This is a genomic window from bacterium (assembly GCA_035281585.1).
GTDB lineage: Bacteria > UBA10199 > UBA10199 > DSSB01 > DSSB01 > DATEDP01.
This window is the reverse complement of sequence record DATEDP010000092.1, coordinates 1-15,706: the sequence shown is the minus strand read 5'-3', so window position 1 is coordinate 15,706 and position 15,706 is coordinate 1. Positions and strand designations below refer to the sequence as shown.

Annotated in this window: 18 protein-coding genes; 11 read left to right on the top strand and 7 right to left on the bottom strand. The window is 59.4% G+C overall.

Going from position 1 to position 15,706, the window contains the following annotated elements:
• The 3 genes from VJR29_07375 to VJR29_07365 all read left to right on the top strand — a co-directional run.
• The coding region (locus VJR29_07375) for a hypothetical protein (protein HKY63224.1) at nt 1–230 on the top strand (230 nt) is incomplete at its 5' end.
• 64 nt (nt 231–294) lie between these two features.
• Complete coding sequence (locus VJR29_07370; GenBank protein ID HKY63223.1) at nt 295–1,260, top strand: SH3 domain-containing protein; 966 nt, start codon at nt 295–297, stop codon at nt 1,258–1,260.
• Nucleotides 1,261–1,297: 37 nt separating this feature from the next.
• A complete protein-coding gene (locus VJR29_07365; GenBank protein ID HKY63222.1) occupies nt 1,298–1,717 on the top strand; it encodes a cupin domain-containing protein in 420 nt (139 codons plus the stop codon).
• Here the strand turns inward: VJR29_07365 and VJR29_07360 are convergent, their stop codons facing one another.
• Nucleotides 1,718–3,520, bottom strand: coding sequence for an arylsulfatase (locus tag VJR29_07360; GenBank protein HKY63221.1), 1,803 nt, complete (start codon nt 3,518–3,520; stop codon nt 1,718–1,720).
• A gap of 138 nt (nt 3,521–3,658) precedes the next feature.
• Here VJR29_07360 and VJR29_07355 point away from each other — a divergent pair, with 138 nt between their 5' ends.
• From VJR29_07355 to VJR29_07330, 6 genes are all read left to right on the top strand, one after another.
• The gene (locus VJR29_07355; protein ID HKY63220.1) at nt 3,659–4,105 is read left to right on the top strand and encodes a choice-of-anchor D domain-containing protein; all 447 of its coding nucleotides are present in this window, start codon (nt 3,659–3,661) and stop codon (nt 4,103–4,105) included.
• On the top strand, nt 4,102–4,512 hold the full coding sequence (locus tag VJR29_07350; GenBank protein ID HKY63219.1) for a hypothetical protein: 411 nt from the start codon (nt 4,102–4,104) through the stop codon (nt 4,510–4,512). The genes VJR29_07355 and VJR29_07350 overlap by 4 nt, the downstream gene beginning before the upstream one ends.
• Nucleotides 4,513–4,617: 105 nt before the next feature.
• A complete protein-coding gene (locus VJR29_07345; protein HKY63218.1) occupies nt 4,618–6,606 on the top strand; it encodes a choice-of-anchor Q domain-containing protein in 1,989 nt (662 codons plus the stop codon).
• Entirely contained in the window at nt 6,603–7,139 is a 537-nt protein-coding gene (locus VJR29_07340) for a hypothetical protein (GenBank protein HKY63217.1), read from the top strand. Before VJR29_07345 ends, VJR29_07340 begins: the two co-directional genes overlap by 4 nt.
• Nucleotides 7,097–8,482: a DUF1302 family protein gene (locus VJR29_07335; protein ID HKY63216.1), complete on the top strand. Its 1,386-nt coding sequence runs from the start codon at nt 7,097–7,099 to the stop codon at nt 8,480–8,482. Before VJR29_07340 ends, VJR29_07335 begins: the two co-directional genes overlap by 43 nt.
• Nucleotides 8,483–8,541: 59 nt before the next feature.
• Complete coding sequence (locus VJR29_07330) at nt 8,542–8,832, top strand: hypothetical protein (GenBank protein HKY63215.1); 291 nt, start codon at nt 8,542–8,544, stop codon at nt 8,830–8,832.
• Between the two features lies 1 nt (nt 8,833).
• On the opposite strand, the gene VJR29_07325 is transcribed toward VJR29_07330, so the two are convergent.
• The 3 genes from VJR29_07325 to VJR29_07315 are packed head-to-tail and all read right to left on the bottom strand — an operon-like array spanning nt 8,834 to nt 11,126.
• The gene (locus VJR29_07325) at nt 8,834–9,130 is read right to left on the bottom strand and encodes a hypothetical protein (protein ID HKY63214.1); all 297 of its coding nucleotides are present in this window, start codon (nt 9,128–9,130) and stop codon (nt 8,834–8,836) included.
• Nucleotides 9,131–9,146: 16 nt separating this feature from the next.
• Nucleotides 9,147–10,430: a hypothetical protein gene (locus VJR29_07320; protein ID HKY63213.1), complete on the bottom strand. Its 1,284-nt coding sequence runs from the start codon at nt 10,428–10,430 to the stop codon at nt 9,147–9,149.
• 48 nt (nt 10,431–10,478) lie between these two features.
• On the bottom strand, nt 10,479–11,126 hold the full coding sequence (locus tag VJR29_07315; protein ID HKY63212.1) for a hypothetical protein: 648 nt from the start codon (nt 11,124–11,126) through the stop codon (nt 10,479–10,481).
• A 638-nt stretch (nt 11,127–11,764) separates the two neighbouring features.
• Between VJR29_07315 and VJR29_07310 the strand changes: the two genes are divergently transcribed.
• Nucleotides 11,765–12,472: a hypothetical protein gene (locus VJR29_07310; protein HKY63211.1), complete on the top strand. Its 708-nt coding sequence runs from the start codon at nt 11,765–11,767 to the stop codon at nt 12,470–12,472.
• Here the strand turns inward: VJR29_07310 and VJR29_07305 are convergent.
• Together VJR29_07305 and VJR29_07300 are read right to left on the bottom strand one after the other, a co-directional pair.
• Nucleotides 12,454–13,473: a hypothetical protein gene (locus VJR29_07305; protein ID HKY63210.1), complete on the bottom strand. Its 1,020-nt coding sequence runs from the start codon at nt 13,471–13,473 to the stop codon at nt 12,454–12,456. The genes VJR29_07310 and VJR29_07305 overlap by 19 nt on opposite strands.
• 45 nt (nt 13,474–13,518) lie before the next feature.
• A complete protein-coding gene (locus VJR29_07300) occupies nt 13,519–13,839 on the bottom strand; it encodes a hypothetical protein (GenBank protein HKY63209.1) in 321 nt (106 codons plus the stop codon).
• A gap of 216 nt (nt 13,840–14,055) precedes the next feature.
• Between VJR29_07300 and VJR29_07295 the strand changes: the two genes are divergently transcribed.
• Nucleotides 14,056–15,405, top strand: coding sequence for a hypothetical protein (locus VJR29_07295; GenBank protein ID HKY63208.1), 1,350 nt, complete (start codon nt 14,056–14,058; stop codon nt 15,403–15,405).
• Between the two features lie 16 nt (nt 15,406–15,421).
• Here the strand turns inward: VJR29_07295 and VJR29_07290 are convergent.
• On the bottom strand, nt 15,422–15,706 hold a 285-nt coding region (locus VJR29_07290), incomplete at its 5' end, for a hypothetical protein (protein ID HKY63207.1).

Sequence of the window (15,706 nt, the reverse complement as noted above, 5' to 3'; positions counted from 1 at the left end):
GCTTAATCGACAGCGCCGCTCTTGGAGGAAATATGCGAAAGACCAGATGGCCTCTCTCTCTTCTGTTTCTCGCCGCCATTCCGCGTCTCGGCGCGGCCGACCGCCAAAACATGTATGACTCGCTGCTGCTTTCGACGGCGGTGCTGGCCATGGTTCACCAGTCCGGCGACAAGGCAAGCAGCAAAACGATTGCCCGCCAAGCCTTGCAACAGATCGGCCTCAACGAATAGTGCTTCACAATTCTCGGTTTCTTTTTAAAATAAATCTTTCCGAGCGTAAGGAAGGGGGGCGTCTTTGCCTTACGCCAGGGCCATTCTCGTCGCGCTGCTCGGCTTCAGCCTGATTGTCGCTTGCCGGCGTCCGCCGGCGCCCGAAGGAGCCTCCCGAACCATCCTGGTCGGCGAGACCGGCCTCCATAAAAGGCCGGAGCGCCTCAGCTCCAAAATCGCCACCCTCAAATACGGCCAACAAGTCATTCTGCTGCCGAAAAAATCCATCCGGATCCCGGCCGAATGGGTCGAGGTCTATCTCGATGAGGCCCGCTCCGGTTTCGTCAGGAAATCCGCCTTGGCGGCGCCCGAAACGGTCGAGGCGCTTCGACGACTCCAGCAAAGCCTGGAGGGAATCGAGCCGCAAGCCTCGGGGCAAACCATCGTTTCGACCCACTTTCGGCTCGAGCCCGGGCGGGACGGAAAGCCCATTGAAAAGCTGCCGGCCGGAACGCGTTTCGAGATGTTCGAGCGCCTGGCGACCCTTCGATCGAGGGCGCCGAGCCTATCGGTCGACTATGCACCCCCGCAGAAGGATATTTGGTATAAAGTGCGGCTCGGCGACGGCCGGGTCGGCTACATTTACACCAAAAACTTCCGGCTGGAGCCGCCGGCCGAGCTTTCCCGATACACTCAATTTCGCCGGCCCATCGCCTGGTTGGTGCTCAAGACCCGGCAGAGCGAGGACTTCGGCACCGTCAGGGAGTACCTCGTCGCCTATGCCTCTCCGGGAAAGGATTTTGGTGCCGATTTCGACCGGGTCGAGGCCTACCAATGGGACGGCAAGCAGTACCAAACCGCGTTCTTTCTCAGCTCGCTGCGCGGGATTCTGCCGATTCGGGTGATTCGCCAAGAGAACGGGGTTTACTTTGAGCTCACCGAGCTCGACCCCGGACAAAAGGGCCAGGTGACCGTCCAGCGCTACTCCTACGCCTATCCTTATAAAAAAGTGGAAAGCACGAGCCTGCCGCGGGAAGTGGGGCTTCACTAGCCCCTGATTTGATTTTGTGTTAAGGCCCGCAATCGCGATGAAAAAATTTCTACTTCTCCTCTCGGTCTACATTGGGTTTCAGGTGGGCGCCGCTTTCGGGCGGGCGGTCGATCCGATCGCCTTCCAGGAGCTGCTTAAAACGAGCACCAGCTGGGATGGAAAGGCTTTGCCGAGCTATCCCCGGGGGAAACCCGAGGTCACGATCGTGCGCATCACGGTCCAGCCGGGCGCGGCCTTTCCCGTTCACCAGCATCCCATGATCAATGCCGGCCTGCTGTTGAGCGGCGAGCTGACGGTGACCACCGTCGAGAATCAGTCGATCCATCTCAAGGCCGGCGATGCGATCGCCGAGGTGGTCGACACCTGGCACTTCGGGAAAAACGAGGGCAAGGTTCCGGCCGAAATCCTCGTCTTCTATGCCGGCACGGTCGGCAGCCCGCTCAGCATCAAGAAATAATCAATTCCCGGTCGGCATCGGGAGCGCGACCCCTTCTTTGGACAAGGTCTCCCGAACCGATTGCAGCCGTTGATAATCGGTGAGAGTGATGGGGCCGGTATAGCTTTCGCTTTGGAGCTTTCGGGGCGGGTCCTCGATGTAGGTCTTCATGAGGGTCTTGATCGAGTCGCTGATCGTGACCATGACCCAGGTCCGCTCGGTCCAGTTGGTCATGAAGATGTCATAGCGCTCCTGGGGGTCCTGCCAAAGGTCGAAGACTTGGGGCACCGTCGCCACATATTTCTCTTGGCCTTTCCAGCCCGCATTGGTGTCCACCGCCAAACCGCCGGTGGGCTGGCCGTTGTCGCCCCGCAAATTGAAGACCGCCTTATAGTTGCCGACCCGAGCCGCGCCGGGCGAGAGCTCGTTTTCGGTGAAGTAGAACCAGGAGTTCCGCTCGGACTTGCCGTTGCCGAATAGGACCGGCGACATGTCGTAGCTGTCGAAGACGATCTTTTTCCCCTCGCGGTCGTTCGCCGGCAGCTGCAAGCCGGCAAGGGTGGCAAAGGTGGCCATCAGGTCGAGTCCGCCGAGGATGTCGTGATTCTTCACGCCGGCCGGGATTCGCCCCGGCATCCAGGCGATGGCCGGGACCCGATTGCCGCCCTCGCGGACCGTGCCCTTGGTGCCGCGGAAGGGCGTGTAGCCGGCGTCGGGATAGACGTCCTGCCAGGCGCCGTTGTCGGTGGTGTAGAAAACCAAGGTGTTCTTATCCAGCCCCAGGGCCCGCAGCTTGTCCATGATGCGGCCGACATGGGCGTCCAGCTCGACCACCGAGTCGGCATATTTCGACTTCGACATGGATTTATGCTCGAATTCGGGCGCCGGCATATTGGGCTGGTGGACCTTCATGAAATTGACGTTGATGAAGAAGGGCTGGTCGGGCTTGGCGGCGGCTTGGTCGAGAAACTCGAGAGCCGCCTTTTCGATATAGCCGTCGAAGTAGGGGATGCCGACCACGCCTTTGTCAGGTGTGTCGACGTATTGGCCATTGATCTTGAAATCCTCCTTGGCCTTTTCGCCGGCCTTGCCCGAGAGCGACCCGATGGTCACCTTCGCGAACATGGCTCGCAGCTTGGGGTCCATGTCCGGGAACCAAGTTGGATCGGCGTAGGTGTAGGCGTTGAGGTGATAGAGCCCGACGTACTTCATTAGGTCGTAACCTTGGGCGTTGGGCAGGGCGTAGTCCGATTCGCCAAGATGCCATTTGCCGGTGAAATAAGTTTGGTAACCGGCCTGTTTCAGAACCGAAGCCAGGGTCCACTCCGCCGCCGGCAGGCCGCCGCCTTGGCCTTGAAAGGCCACCGTCGTCATGCCGCTGCGGTTGGGGATGCGGCCGGTTTGGATGGCCGCCCGGCCGGGTGTGCAGCTCGGTTGAGCGTAGAAAGTGAAGAAAGTCATGCCTTCGGCCGCCAATCGGTCGAAGTTGGGCGTCGGCATCCCGCGGCCCACGCCGCCGCCGTAGGGCCCGAGGTCGCCGTAACCGGTGTCGTCGGAAACGATCAGCAGGATATTGGGTTTTTGCGGAACTCCGGCCGAAGGGCGAGTTTCGGTCGGGGGAACGGCGGTCGTAGCCGCTTCCGGCGCCGTGGCCGGAGCTGGATGAGCCGGAGCCGCTGCCGGGATCGGAGCCGACGGCGCTTGGGCTGAGGATTTTTCTTTGGGGGCCGGACTAGGACCGGAGGCGGTCCCGCAGGCTTGATAGAAGGTGAAAAGGAACGACAAGACGAGAAAGGCGCCGAGCTTGGCCCAACGATTCCGCATATTCCCTCCTGATCTTCCTTACCTGAGTGAGAGATTATGGGGGCCGGGCTGGAAGGGCGGCAAATAAATAATCGAATTTTTTTGTCGTCGGGCCAGGCCAAAACATCTATAAGGTTTTTTCAGGAATTTTCCGGCTTTATGACACCACCGCAAATCACCAGCAGCGCCTTGAGTCTCGATTTCGGCAGCGAAGTCGCCGGCAAGTTGAGCGACGAGCAGATCGTGACGATCACCAACACCGGCGGCGGCAATTTGGTCATCGCGGACAGCGAGTTCATCGGGGCCGCGCCGGTCGACTTCGGCCTGACCATGGATTTTTGCAGCTTCCAAGTCTTGGCGGCCGGCGAGAGCTGCGAGTTCGGCTTCAGCATGCGGGCCACCGAGCTGGGCGAAAGAGTCGCCCAGTTCGTCATCCAGAGCAACGATCCGGAGCAGCCGCTTTTCTTCATGGACTTGAGGGGTAACGGCACCGGCTCCGGTGGCTGCGGCTTGAGCCCTTCGCTGCCTTCCCTCGAATATTTCTTCGGATGGATGCTGCTCTTGGGCTTATTGTGGATCGGTTTCCGCCGGAAGGGAACTTCATGAAGATTTGGCTCCTGGCTGTCTTTTCCCTGCTCTCGCTCGGCGCTTGCGGCGGCCCCACCGAAATCGCCGGGATTTCCGACGAAGGCGGCTGCGGTCCCTTCGACGTCGAATTCGTCTATCAGCAGTTGGTTCAAGTGATTCGCAACGACTGCCCCTTCGAGGTCACCTTCCGCTTCGTCTTTCAGCAGGACGGCTGCAAGCTCACTTTGTTCGATGCCGGGCCCGATGGGGAGGACGTCGACGGGGTGGTGAATTCTCAAGGATTCTACGGCTTTGAATTCAAAGACGACGGCATGATTTACGACTGCCAAGGCGACGCGGTGGAGGATGCCGACCGCGGCACCAGCTTGCTGAATTGCCCTTTCGATGCCGACGACTTCTGCCGGATCGAGTTCGATTCGATCTGACTTCCCGTTCCCCTTGCCGGAAAATTCCTTGTCAGCTTCGAAAACCCTTTGCTACCATCCCAATATCCAAGCGATCATTCCAGTCTTTAAGGATTCGGGGGGGATATGGGTGTGCTTTTCTCTTGGATTGTGGGGATCGCGTTTTTTGGAATTTCCACTCTTCAGGCCGCCAGTTGGACCGTCAGTCCTAATTCCGACGACAATTGCGAAGATTTTGACTGTCATTTGCAGAGCGTCTTGAACATTGCCGCCAGCAATTTTCAGGACGACAGCATTAGCGTGGCCGCCGGCGAATACGACGCTTCGGCCGGGGCCTTCCGCTACGAGCCCGGCGAGTCGGAAAACTTCGCCCTGAGCATCCAAGGCGCCGGCATGGACCAGACCATCATCGACGCCAAGGGCGCCAACCAAGCCTTCTGGGCAATGACTTCGATCTTGCCCGACGACTCCAATTCCGACCTTTCCTTCTCGGGGATGTCCTTTCGAAACGGGCTGACCTCGGTGCCCGGCGGCGGCCTGCGGATCGAGACGATCGCGGCCGATATCGAGGTCGAGAGCTGCTCCTTCCAGGGCAATAGCACCTCGACCATCGAGGGGCTCGGCGGCGGCGGCCTGTTCGCGCTGGCCGGGGATTCCGGCTCGATCACCTTCACCGAGAACCGCTTCACCGATAACTTTTCCTCGCCTTCGGCCGGCGGCGGCTCGGTGGCCATCAGCTCCGGCACCGGCGCCATCGTGATGACCGGCAATACCTATCTCAACAACGATGCCGGGGATTCCCAAGGATCGACCGGCGCTCTCGGCGGCGGGGCCGTGGCTTTCGTCACCAATGGCGAATTGACCCTCGATCGCAACGTCTTGCTCGACAACTTTGCCGAAGCCGGCGGCGGGGGGATGTTCATCGGCGTGGGTTTCTCCAGCGCCAAGGTGACCAACAACGTCGTGGCTCGGAACCAGTCTCTCGGGGTCAACGACTCCCAGGGCTTCTTGGGTGGCGGAGCCGGCTTGAGGTTTTTCCTGCCCGGCGGCTCGGTCGACTTCACCAATAACACGGTCACCGCCAATTCCGACCAAGCCGGCAGCGGCGGTGGCGTCTTAGCTCTCATGCTGTTCAATGAAGCCAGCCTGGCCGTCAGCAACAGCATCGTCTGGGGGAATTCCGCGGGCGGCGGCTCGTTTTGCACCTCGTCCTGCGACGATATCGCCATAGCCGACCAGCTGGATGTCGATGCCGACAGCAACGGCGGGACTTTTGCCATCGCTCACAGCGATTATTCCGATATCTTCCTCGGCTGCCAGGGGCCCGGTTGCACCTCGCACGCCACCATTGGCTCGGGGAATCTCAACGTCGATCCGCTTTTCGTCAATGCCGGCCAGTCCAATTTCCATCTGCAATCGACATCGGACGTGATCGACAAGGGCGACGCCGGGGCTCCTTCGATCCCATCCACCGATTTCGACGGCCAAGCCCGGGTCAATGGCAGCGCTCCCGACATGGGAGCCTTTGAGTTTTCCAATGCCGCTATTCCCGAGAATTGCGCCAACGGCTTGGATGACGACGGCGACGAGGCCGCCGACTGCGCCGATTCCGATTGCGCCGGCGAAGAGGTTTGCCAGGAGCCGGAGCCGGCCGGGGAAATTTGCGACAATGCGACCGACGATGACGGCGACAAATTGATCGACTGTCTCGACCTCGATTGCATCGGGGATGAAGCCTGCAGCATCGACTTTCCCGATATTTTCGAAATCTGCAACAATGAGGTCGATGACGATGAGAACGGCCAAACCGATTGCGACGACGCCAAGTGCCTGCTGGCGCCGGAGTGCATCGACATCGACCTTCCCGGCGGCGATTGCTCGGCCTTGACCGACTGCCTCAACCCGGATTGCCACGATGCCGAAGTCTGCCAGGACATTTTGCCGGAATCGCCCGAATTGCCCGAGCTTCCCGAGTTGCCGGAAATCGACCTGCCTTCGGCTTGCGCGATGACCGGGACCGGCGGCTTCAATCCGCTCGGAGCGGTCCTGCTGCTGGCTCCCTTGGCCCTAGTCGCCGGCCGAAGGAAAAAACCATCGAGGACCGTCGTTAAATGAAAAGATTCCGGATTTTGCTGATCGCCATCGCGTTGGGCCTTGGCTGCCTCCCATTTGCCGCTTGGCGGGTAGTTTCGGCCCAGACCGAGGAGGAGGGCGAGGACGCTTGCTGCGTTTGCCTGAGCGAGGGCTGCTGCATCACCGTTGATGCCGATCGCTGCACTCCCGAAGGCACCCTCAAGAGCGCCGATTTCATTCGGGAGCTGTTGGAAACTCTCCAAATCAACGCCCAGGAGCTCTGCAACACCTGTGAGGTTTGCGCCGAAAGCCCGCTCTCCGAGGAGGAGGATCAACAGTTTCTGGATATTTGCGACCTTTGCGTTTTCGAGCCCCTCCTGGAGTCCCGAAGCTGCGAATCGCTGTCGCCGCCGATCTTGGCCGAGGAGGGCGGATGCCGCTTGAACCCGGCCGCCGGTGACACGGCCGGCCCTTCTTCTTTCTTGGTGGTGGCCTGGTTGCTTGCTATGACGGTCTGGAAGATAGGATGGGGATGCAAAGTTTCATTCGCTCGATCTCGTGGCCTCTGGCCCTAGCCTTGGCTCTGCTCGGGGCCATTCCGGCTACGGCCCAAGAGCCGGCGGAGTCGGCTCCAGCCGAATCCCGGCCCTCTTCTTTTTGGAAGGACCGCTTCAGCTATTCGGGAGTTCTGCGGCAAGAAACGGCCGTCCGGGTCGGAAGCGAGCCCGGTTTCAGCAAAATTCGGCAGTTCGGCGAGATGAGCTTCAAATTCCGCTTCAACGACACCATCCATCTGAAGTTTGGCGGCCGGGGTTGGTACGATGCGGCCTATGACGTCACCGATCATTACCCGCCCGACGTCCAAGATCAGATGCGAACCGAATTGACCTTGCGCGATGCCTACATCGACCTCTTCGCCAAAAACCTCCAGGTTCGGCTGGGGCACCAGCAGGTCGTATGGGGCGAGGCCTTGGTCCAGTTTTTCGCCGACGTGGTCAATCCCCAGGATTTGCGGGAGTTCATCCTGCCGACCCACGAGTTCATTCGGCTGCCGATTTGGGCCGTCGACCTTCGCTATACATTCCACCCCAAGGCCTCGATCGAATTGGTCGCGAGCCCCGATCAAACGGTGGACAAGCTGGCCTTGCCCGGCGCCGATTTCTCCTTTTTCCCCAATCCCGACGAAACCTTTTTTGTCAGTCCGGTGATTCCGGGGATCCCGACGACGCTGCTGAGCGACAAGAAACCCAAAACCTCGATCAAGAATTGGAACGGCGGAGGGCGAATCACCCTGCTGACCCATGGCTGGGATTTCTCCTGGCTCTTTTACACCAGCTCTTCCCATCTGCCGATGGTCTACAAGACCTTGGCGCTGGATCTGGTCACCCTGAGGCCGACGATTCTTTTAAACCGGGTCCATCCCCGAGTTTATGACTTCGGTTTCACCTTTTCGAAGGCCTTTGCGAGCAGCGTCCTTCGCGGGGAGTTCGTCTACACTCACGGCCGGCTTTTCAATAGCGACGACATCCTCTTTAGCCAGGGTCTGGCCAAGGCCGAGCTCTTTCGCTACATGCTGGGTTACGACGCGGATTTGCCCGGAGGCGTGCGGATGATCAGCGAGCTTCAGCAGCAATTCATCCTTGGCAACGACGATTTGATCACCGATCCGGCGGTGGACACTTGGGTGGCCCTGCGTTTCGACCGAAGCTTCCTCAAGGACAAGCTGGTCCCGGAGCTGCTGTTTTCGGTGGGCCTGAGGAAGGGCGACACCATGATCCGGCCCCGGATCAATTACCGGGTCATCGACAGCGTGCTCCTGACTTGGGGAGCCGACATTTTCACCGGGCCGGCGGACACATTATTCGGCCAGTTCGACGGCAGCAGCCGGGTCTATATGAACACTCAGTGGAATTTTTAGGGGCACAACTTCTTGGCATTCGGGAGGATAATGGAGTATTGGATTAGGGAGGGCACCCCATGTCGATTTCCGTTTTATCAATTCGACCCGCATCGCTTTTCGGCGCCGCCGAGCACATGGACACTCGCCGGCCGGCCCAACCAACTGCTGGAAAATACTCGGAAAATGTTGGTGTTCTGACCCGGAAGCCCCGGGTGCTGGACTGCAATAACCCCTTCAAAGAGGGTCCGCCGTGCCGGGCCATGCCGCCGCTGTGGCGGCAGCCAAAACCGCCGCGGCAGCTCGATCGGACCAATCCTTTTGATGACCTCCCCAAGCGCAAGTTGGACACCGAGAACCCTTACGCCTGAATCACTGCATTTCCAAGAGCAGCCGAAGGGCCGCCGCGTCCTGGACGCTTTGGCCGGCCGAGCTGGTGATCACCAGCCGGGCAGCCTCGAGGAAGGACTTGTAGGACTCCTGGTCTCCTTCGGCCTGGGCCGTCTTGGCCCCCTCCAGCGGCAACATGACCTCTTCATAGGCCGATTGCTCGACGCGCCCCGCCGAGCGCTCTTCCTCCACCACCTGCATGATGGTCTCGATCGAGGAGGCCGCCAAAATTTCCGTCGAGCTTAAGAGCAGGCCCAAGGCCAAGATGAGGTGTTTCATAATCGCTCCTTGAGGATCAGTCGTCGCTGCAGAAGGCGTGTCCGCCGTAACCGTCATGTCCGCCATAGCGATCGTGGCCGCCGAAGCCGTTGAATCCGTCGTACCAATAGTGGCCGTTTCCTCCATGGTAACCACCGAAGCTGTGCCGGCCGCGGCCGCAGCGACTACGGGCCGCTTCGTTCTGGACTTTGCCTTTGTCGAAGGCGACGTGCTTCCGCAGGAAGTTAGTCACGTGGGTCACGCAGCTGACATATTCACCGTGGTTGATCCAATCGCGTTCCACCCGGCAGGTGGCCTTGTCGGTCACGTGCGAAGAGTATCCCGGAACACCCGGAATCTCCGAGTCGACCAAGCCGTCGGGGCAGCTGTCGCAGGGGCAGATCCCCGAGACGTCCTCGATCGGCGTCGAGTCGCAGGCGTCGCCCCGGCCATCGGCGTCGATGTCGGATTGGCGCGGGTTGGCCACGATTGGGCAATTGTCGGGGCCGGCGCTGCAAACCTCTTCCACCGCCAGCTTGCCGTCGCAGACGCCGTCCTCGTCGGTGTCGGGATCGAAAGGATCGGTGACGCTTTCCTTGACGTCGAGCAGGCCGTCGTTATCGTCGTCGGGATCGCCGGCGTCACAGAAGCCGTCCTGCTCGTTGTCCGGGCCGTCATTGGCCGGATTGAAGTCCGGATTGGGGCCGAGCCCGTCCGAGCCGACCGCGCAATCGTCGCAGGTGTCTTGGTCGGCGTCCCGGCATACCTTGGGATTGGTGGGTCCGGCATCGTCGCCGTCGGCGACGCCGTCGTTGTCGTCGTCGGTATCGCTCGAGTCGCAAGTCCCGTCGCCGTCGATGTCGGGTAGCGGAGCATGCTGGCAACCGATCGAGGGATCGCAGGAATCGACGGTGCAGGGATTGTCATCGTCGCAATCGGCGTCGCTGGCGCAAGATCCGGGGCTGCCGATGCAGTCGATGGGGCAGGTGCCGGTTTCGGCCGCCGAGCAGATTCCGTCCCCGCAGATCGGGCTTCCGTTGGCCTCGCAATCCTCGGGACAGCTGCTCGCTTCGCCAGCGTCGCAGATCAAGTCGCCGCAGAAGGCGAGGCAATCCAGCTCACAGGAAGCGCTCGATTCCGAGGGAGCGCATTCCAAGTCGCCACAGACTCCGCAGTCGATGGGGCAGCCCGAGGTTGACTCCTCGGAATCGCATTCCAGATCGCCGCAGACCGCGGCTTGGGTCCCGCGAGGGCTCGAAGCGAAAATACCGAACACCAGGGCAGCGAAGAGTAGAACCTCTTTATATCTTTGAGCTTTCATTCCCCGTCCTCCTTGGCTCCTCGCTAAAAAGGTTGGTGGAAACGGGCTTTAGAAACGCGATGTGGCATGGCCGGAATTGTTTCCGCCGCCGCCCCGGACGCACATGACGCGATAGGCGTGACCTAGCTGGGAGTCGCCGACCTGGCCAGGGCCCTGCGTCGCCAATGGCACGGCCGTGGGGAAGACCGGGCCGTTGTTGAAGGTGAAGGAGACTCCCCAAAAGGCCGAGCTGGGATCCAGGACCGAGGACTCATCGCGCTCGACACGGACCAGGTCGCTGCTCACATAATAATTGTCGAACTGGATTCCGAGCACATGGGTTGATTGTTGGACGCCGGTGAAGGCGGTGAAGACGTCCCGGCTAAGGTTGGTCAGCTCCGGCGCGGTGGGCAGCCGAAATCCGTAGACCGGTTTGCCGTCGACCAAGTAGTTGCGGTGCAGGCAATAGCCCGCGGCCTCGAACCAGTCGTCGGGGATGAAGGCCCCCGGATTCTGCTCCCAAATCAGGCCGGTTTCCCGGTCATAGATCAACTTGCCTTCGGAGCCCGGATAGTCGACCCAGCGGACCTGTGGATCGGTCAGGATGGCCCAGGCCCCCTTGCCGCCGGCGAGAGCGTCGCCGGCGCCGATCATCGTGCAGCCCAGGGCTAAAATGAATCCGAGCAGAGACTTCGTCCAAGGTTTGGTGAACTGCATATAACCCTCCACTTCTTCTCATCGCTCCATGAGAAGCAAAACCTGGCGGCGAATGTGGAAAGGGAAGACCTTCGCCGAAGACGCGAAGGCTCATGAATCCCCCCCTTAACAATAAGCTCTAATCGAATTGAGATGTGCGGACTTGATGCGAACCTAATTTAGAATGTTAAGGTTCGGGGCGGCGTGATGTAAAGATAAAATGTACAGAACCCTGCTATTCCCGGTTGATTCCACTACCGGGTTAAGCCGAGCTGAAAGCGAAAGCTGAAAATGCGGGAGGCTCAGAAATTAATCCGGAGTGTCGTAAGGATTTCGATTACAGGCCGGCGCCGAAATTCAAAAAAAATTGCGCAAAGCCTTCGGGCCGTCGGTTCCGATGCTGTTTCGAAGCGCTGAATCAAAAATCGACCCGTCGCCGAACGATGAGGCAAATTTCGGAAAACCAAGGGATTTTTCTTTCGCCCGGAGTGAGGGGCTGGGCGGACCTTTCCATTGCTTGAATCTGGCTTTGACTACTTGTCACTCTCTCCCTATCGTTCTGGTCGAGGGCTCATTCAGCAAAATTAGGTTCGAGGTGTCCGATGGGATCACGAGTGTGGGGTTCTACCTTCGGCTGGAGAGTTCTGCCTTTTGAGGGTTTGAAAACTTTTTGGAGTTTGATCGCCAGCTATGTGCATACGGCGCGCTTCCCGATCGTCCTGAAGGACGTCAAGCGCGGCTACACCTGTCGTCAAATTTCGGTTTCGGACCATAGGGACAAGTACGAAAGGGCGAGGGAATTGGTCGCCCAAGCCCAAGTCAAATACGGATACGTCGGGTGGTCCAACGAGATCGATCGGACTTACGATCCCTACGCCACCTTCTTCATCGTCGAAGATCAAGCCGGTGAGATCGTTGCCACCACCCGGCTCGTTCACCGCCGCGATTCTTTGGTGGCTCTGGAAAGGGGATTCAAGAGGGACGGCAGCCAATACAGCCTGGCCGAGGAAAACTGCCTGGTCGCCGACCTCAACTCCTTCTATTTCAAAAAAGGGCACCAAGACTCTTTGATGCTTCTTTTCACAACCATGAGCCGATATGGCATCTTGGCCGGGATCAAGCGGGCTTTTTGCATGCTCGATAAAGACAATAAATTCATCGAGAGGCTCTATCTAGGGGCCGGTTTCCGCTTTTCCAGGCGATTTCAGGATCCGATCGCCTTTCCCACTTATCATAAGAAGATCGATCGCGAGGCCGGCCCCGAGAAAGACAATCTCCAACCGGCTTACTGGACCATCATGGAAATGGAGAAGACGAGCATTTTGAAGATGGCCTTTCTCTCCCTGCGCTACCAAACGGAGTCATAAACCGCGGCCCGCAGTTCCTGCATCCGCTTATCGAAAGCCGCCGCAAAACCCTGCACCATCGCTTCGTCCTGCGGATTGGCCAAGCTGGTGGAGGGGACGTCGCTGTAAGCGGCTCGGAATGCGGCTTGGACTTGGGCCGGCTGGAGCCCGCCGATGATTCCGTAGAGCCATTGAGCATGCTCTAAAGGAACCGACTGGAAATGCTTCATGCTGCCGCCGGCATGGTGCAATTTGACCTCATGCTCGGTCACCTTCTTGATAAAAGGCTCCTTGGCATAATGCTTCAAGCTCCACTTGTTGCGGCGCATTCCGCCGGTCTGTCCAAAGACGCCGCCGATATCGCCGATCATGTACCAGTTCTCGATCCGTCCGTTTCGATAATAGACGGTTTGGACCATGTTGTTGGTGGTGGCGGTGTCGAAATTCGAGGTCAGGACATTCATCAGGATGAGGCCGGATAGCTCTTTGGTTCCGACAAAAGGATTATCGTTCCAATCCCACCAAGTAAAGCGATCCTCGACCTTGGCGACTCCGGCCTCGACCGTTCTTTTCTTGAAGCGGGCATTGGTGAATTTGCCCGAGCCTTTTTCGATTTGGGCGGGCCGGCTCGGGGAATCCGGCATTCCTTGGATGGTTCCCTGAGGAACGAAATACACTTCGTGGGTTCGGTAACCGGCGGCCCACAGAAATCGCGAACCCGCGACCTCGGAATGGACTTCATCGCCGAACTTGACTCCCCAACGAACTCCGCGCTGATCCCTGACGAATACCTTAGGGTTGGTGCCCATTGAGTCCTCGCCGTCATAGACAAAGGGGCCGACCGGTTTGCCGGCTTCGCTGCCCGAGCCCCAAAACAGGTCCAAATTCTGAGCCGAGGTTGCGGGTTGTTTCCATATCATGGCTTGGCCGGCCGGAGGCTCATCGGAGCCCGGCCCAGCACCCAGCAACAGCAAGGTTAGGAATAGACATAAGAAAAATTTCGATTTGCCGAAGGTTTTCATAAAATAGGGCGCCGCGGCCGAAGACCGCGCCGCCCTTTGATTCGACTAATCGTCAACTTTGATGACCCGGGCCGGCGTCGTCGTCGTGACCGGGTACTGCTGGATCACCGTCGAATGATGAACGTAGGGCGTTTCACCGACAAGGTCGACCGACACGCTCTTGCCCAATTGGACCGACGATGGAAGAACCGTGTTGTATCTCCAGGTCCCATTGTCCATGTAATAATAGGTGGTTCGCGCCGGGCTGAAGTAGACCTGCTGGGCTGGGTAATAGATGTATTTGTCAGCCTGAGCCGGGGATGAAGCCAGCGACCCGATCGCCAGCAAGGCCCCGCCCAATATCAATGCGGGCAATTTGGTTTTCATAATCTTCTCCTTTTCTTCCAAATAAACCCTAACGGCTCGGCGAAAGAGGGGACATCGGGGAGGCCTTGGTTTTCGCCTGGGGCATTCCCGCTTGAGGAGTGGGGGCTCAGGATAATTTAAACAATTTAAACAGGTTTTTAGAATTTCAGGCACCGTGTTAATTTTCACCGGCTAGGGTTTCAAAGGATCTCCTTTTGCTCGGAAAAGGAGTGCGCCATGAAACGTCGCGCTTTTGGGATGATCCTTGGCCTTCTCGCCTTGACCTTGGCGTTCACCAAAATTTTGGGTTGTGGAGACAGCGACAACGCCGGAGGTCCACCGCCGCCTTCGGAGTCGATGCCACCGAACGATGCGGCGATCCTCGATCACGCGAATAAATTGCTCGAGGAGGGCCGGCAAATCTTTCGCTATGACACCTTCGGCAGCGAGATCTTTTGGGGCGATGCGCTTCAGCTCCACCGGGCCATCGCCGGCGAGGCCAATGGCGGAGTGGGCCCGGGCTTGGGGCCCAACGCCGCCCTAGAGGTCGGCCTCAAGGTCGACATGGACGCCTTGCCCGACTCGCTGGTTCAGGCGATTCAAGCCGGCCAAGTCGATCTCGACGCCCCGGCGACGACGCTGGAGCTGCTCAAGCTGGATGCAGTGGTCGGAGTCAAAGGAAATTTCGATGGCGATCAGTTGGCTTCGGTCGGCTTGCGTTGCGCCATCTGCCATTCGACGGTCGACGACGCCTTTTCGGCCGGCATCGGCCACCGGCTGGATGGATGGCCCAACCGGGATTTGAACGTCGGTGCGATCATCGCTTTGGCTCCCCAGACCACGCCTTTGACCGATTTGCTCGGCGTCGATCAGGCGACTTTGCTCAATGTCCTGCAGAGCTGGGGTCCGGGCAAGTTCGACGCTCACCTTCTGTTGGATGGCCAAGGCTTCCGTCCCGACGGCAAGACCGCGGCCACCGTGATTCCGCCGGCCTACGGCTTGGCCGGAGTCAACCTTCATACTTTCGAAGGTTGGGGATCGGTGCCTTATTGGAATGCCTTCGTCGCCAACATCGAAATGGGCGGACAGGGCGTTTTCTTCGATCCGCGGCTCGACTCCACCCAATTTCCGATCGCTTCCCAGGCCGGCTTCGGCAACATCCGGGACGCATCCGACCTCATTACCTCGAAGTTGGCTGCCTTGCATTTTTATCAGTTGGCCATTCCGGCGCCGAAGCCGCCGGCCGGATCCTTCGATGAGATGGCGGCCGAACGCGGTCGGACGGTATTCAATGGTAAGGCCCGATGCGCCTCCTGCCACGTGCCGCCCCTATTCACCGAGCCGGGTTGGAATCTCCACACTCCGGCCGAGATCGGCATCGACGATTTCCAAGCCAATCGGGCGCCGGATAAGCGTTATCGGACCACTCCCTTGGCGGGCCTATGGTCGCGGCAGAAAGGCGGGTTTTATCACGACGGCCGATTCCCGACTTTCGGAGCGGTGGTCGATCACTATAACGCCGCCCACAGCTTGGCCTTGACCGATCAGGAAAAAAGCGACCTGATCGAATATTTGAGGTCGATTTGATCCGGCCGATCCGCGGTCAGGAAGTCAGAGACCGGCGGCGCCAGATGAGCCCGGCGAGCCAAGCGGCTCCGATCGCCCATGCTTCGGGATGGGCCCGGGAGCCTCGCGCCAGCCGGCAGCCGCCGTCGTCATCGGGATTGGTTCCCAAGACCACTGAGTTGCCGGCGTTGTTCGAAACGACCACGGTGTCCTCGTCAAGGCCGATCAGTTGCGGGACCGCCGTCTCGGAGTCGCGGAAAGCGACGACGTTGGCCATGAAGCCGGCGGGCAGGGTGAAGGAGTCGATCACGGCGTTGGGTCC

Coding starts and splice junctions, on each gene's coding strand:
- VJR29_07325 (HKY63214.1), bottom strand. CDS start 9,130: ATGAAACACCTCATCTTGGCCTTGGGCCTGCTCTTAAGCTCGACGGAA.
- VJR29_07350 (HKY63219.1), top strand. CDS start 4,102: ATGAAGATTTGGCTCCTGGCTGTCTTTTCCCTGCTCTCGCTCGGCGCT.
- VJR29_07295 (HKY63208.1), top strand. CDS start 14,056: ATGAAACGTCGCGCTTTTGGGATGATCCTTGGCCTTCTCGCCTTGACC.
- VJR29_07320 (HKY63213.1), bottom strand. CDS start 10,430: ATGAAAGCTCAAAGATATAAAGAGGTTCTACTCTTCGCTGCCCTGGTG.
- VJR29_07345 (HKY63218.1), top strand. CDS start 4,618: ATGGGTGTGCTTTTCTCTTGGATTGTGGGGATCGCGTTTTTTGGAATT.
- VJR29_07360 (HKY63221.1), bottom strand. CDS start 3,520: ATGCGGAATCGTTGGGCCAAGCTCGGCGCCTTTCTCGTCTTGTCGTTC.
- VJR29_07300 (HKY63209.1), bottom strand. CDS start 13,839: ATGAAAACCAAATTGCCCGCATTGATATTGGGCGGGGCCTTGCTGGCG.
- VJR29_07315 (HKY63212.1), bottom strand. CDS start 11,126: ATGCAGTTCACCAAACCTTGGACGAAGTCTCTGCTCGGATTCATTTTA.
- VJR29_07305 (HKY63210.1), bottom strand. CDS start 13,473: ATGAAAACCTTCGGCAAATCGAAATTTTTCTTATGTCTATTCCTAACC.
- VJR29_07335 (HKY63216.1), top strand. CDS start 7,097: ATGCAAAGTTTCATTCGCTCGATCTCGTGGCCTCTGGCCCTAGCCTTG.
- VJR29_07330 (HKY63215.1), top strand. CDS start 8,542: ATGTCGATTTCCGTTTTATCAATTCGACCCGCATCGCTTTTCGGCGCC.
- VJR29_07340 (HKY63217.1), top strand. CDS start 6,603: ATGAAAAGATTCCGGATTTTGCTGATCGCCATCGCGTTGGGCCTTGGC.
- VJR29_07365 (HKY63222.1), top strand. CDS start 1,298: ATGAAAAAATTTCTACTTCTCCTCTCGGTCTACATTGGGTTTCAGGTG.
- VJR29_07355 (HKY63220.1), top strand. CDS start 3,659: ATGACACCACCGCAAATCACCAGCAGCGCCTTGAGTCTCGATTTCGGC.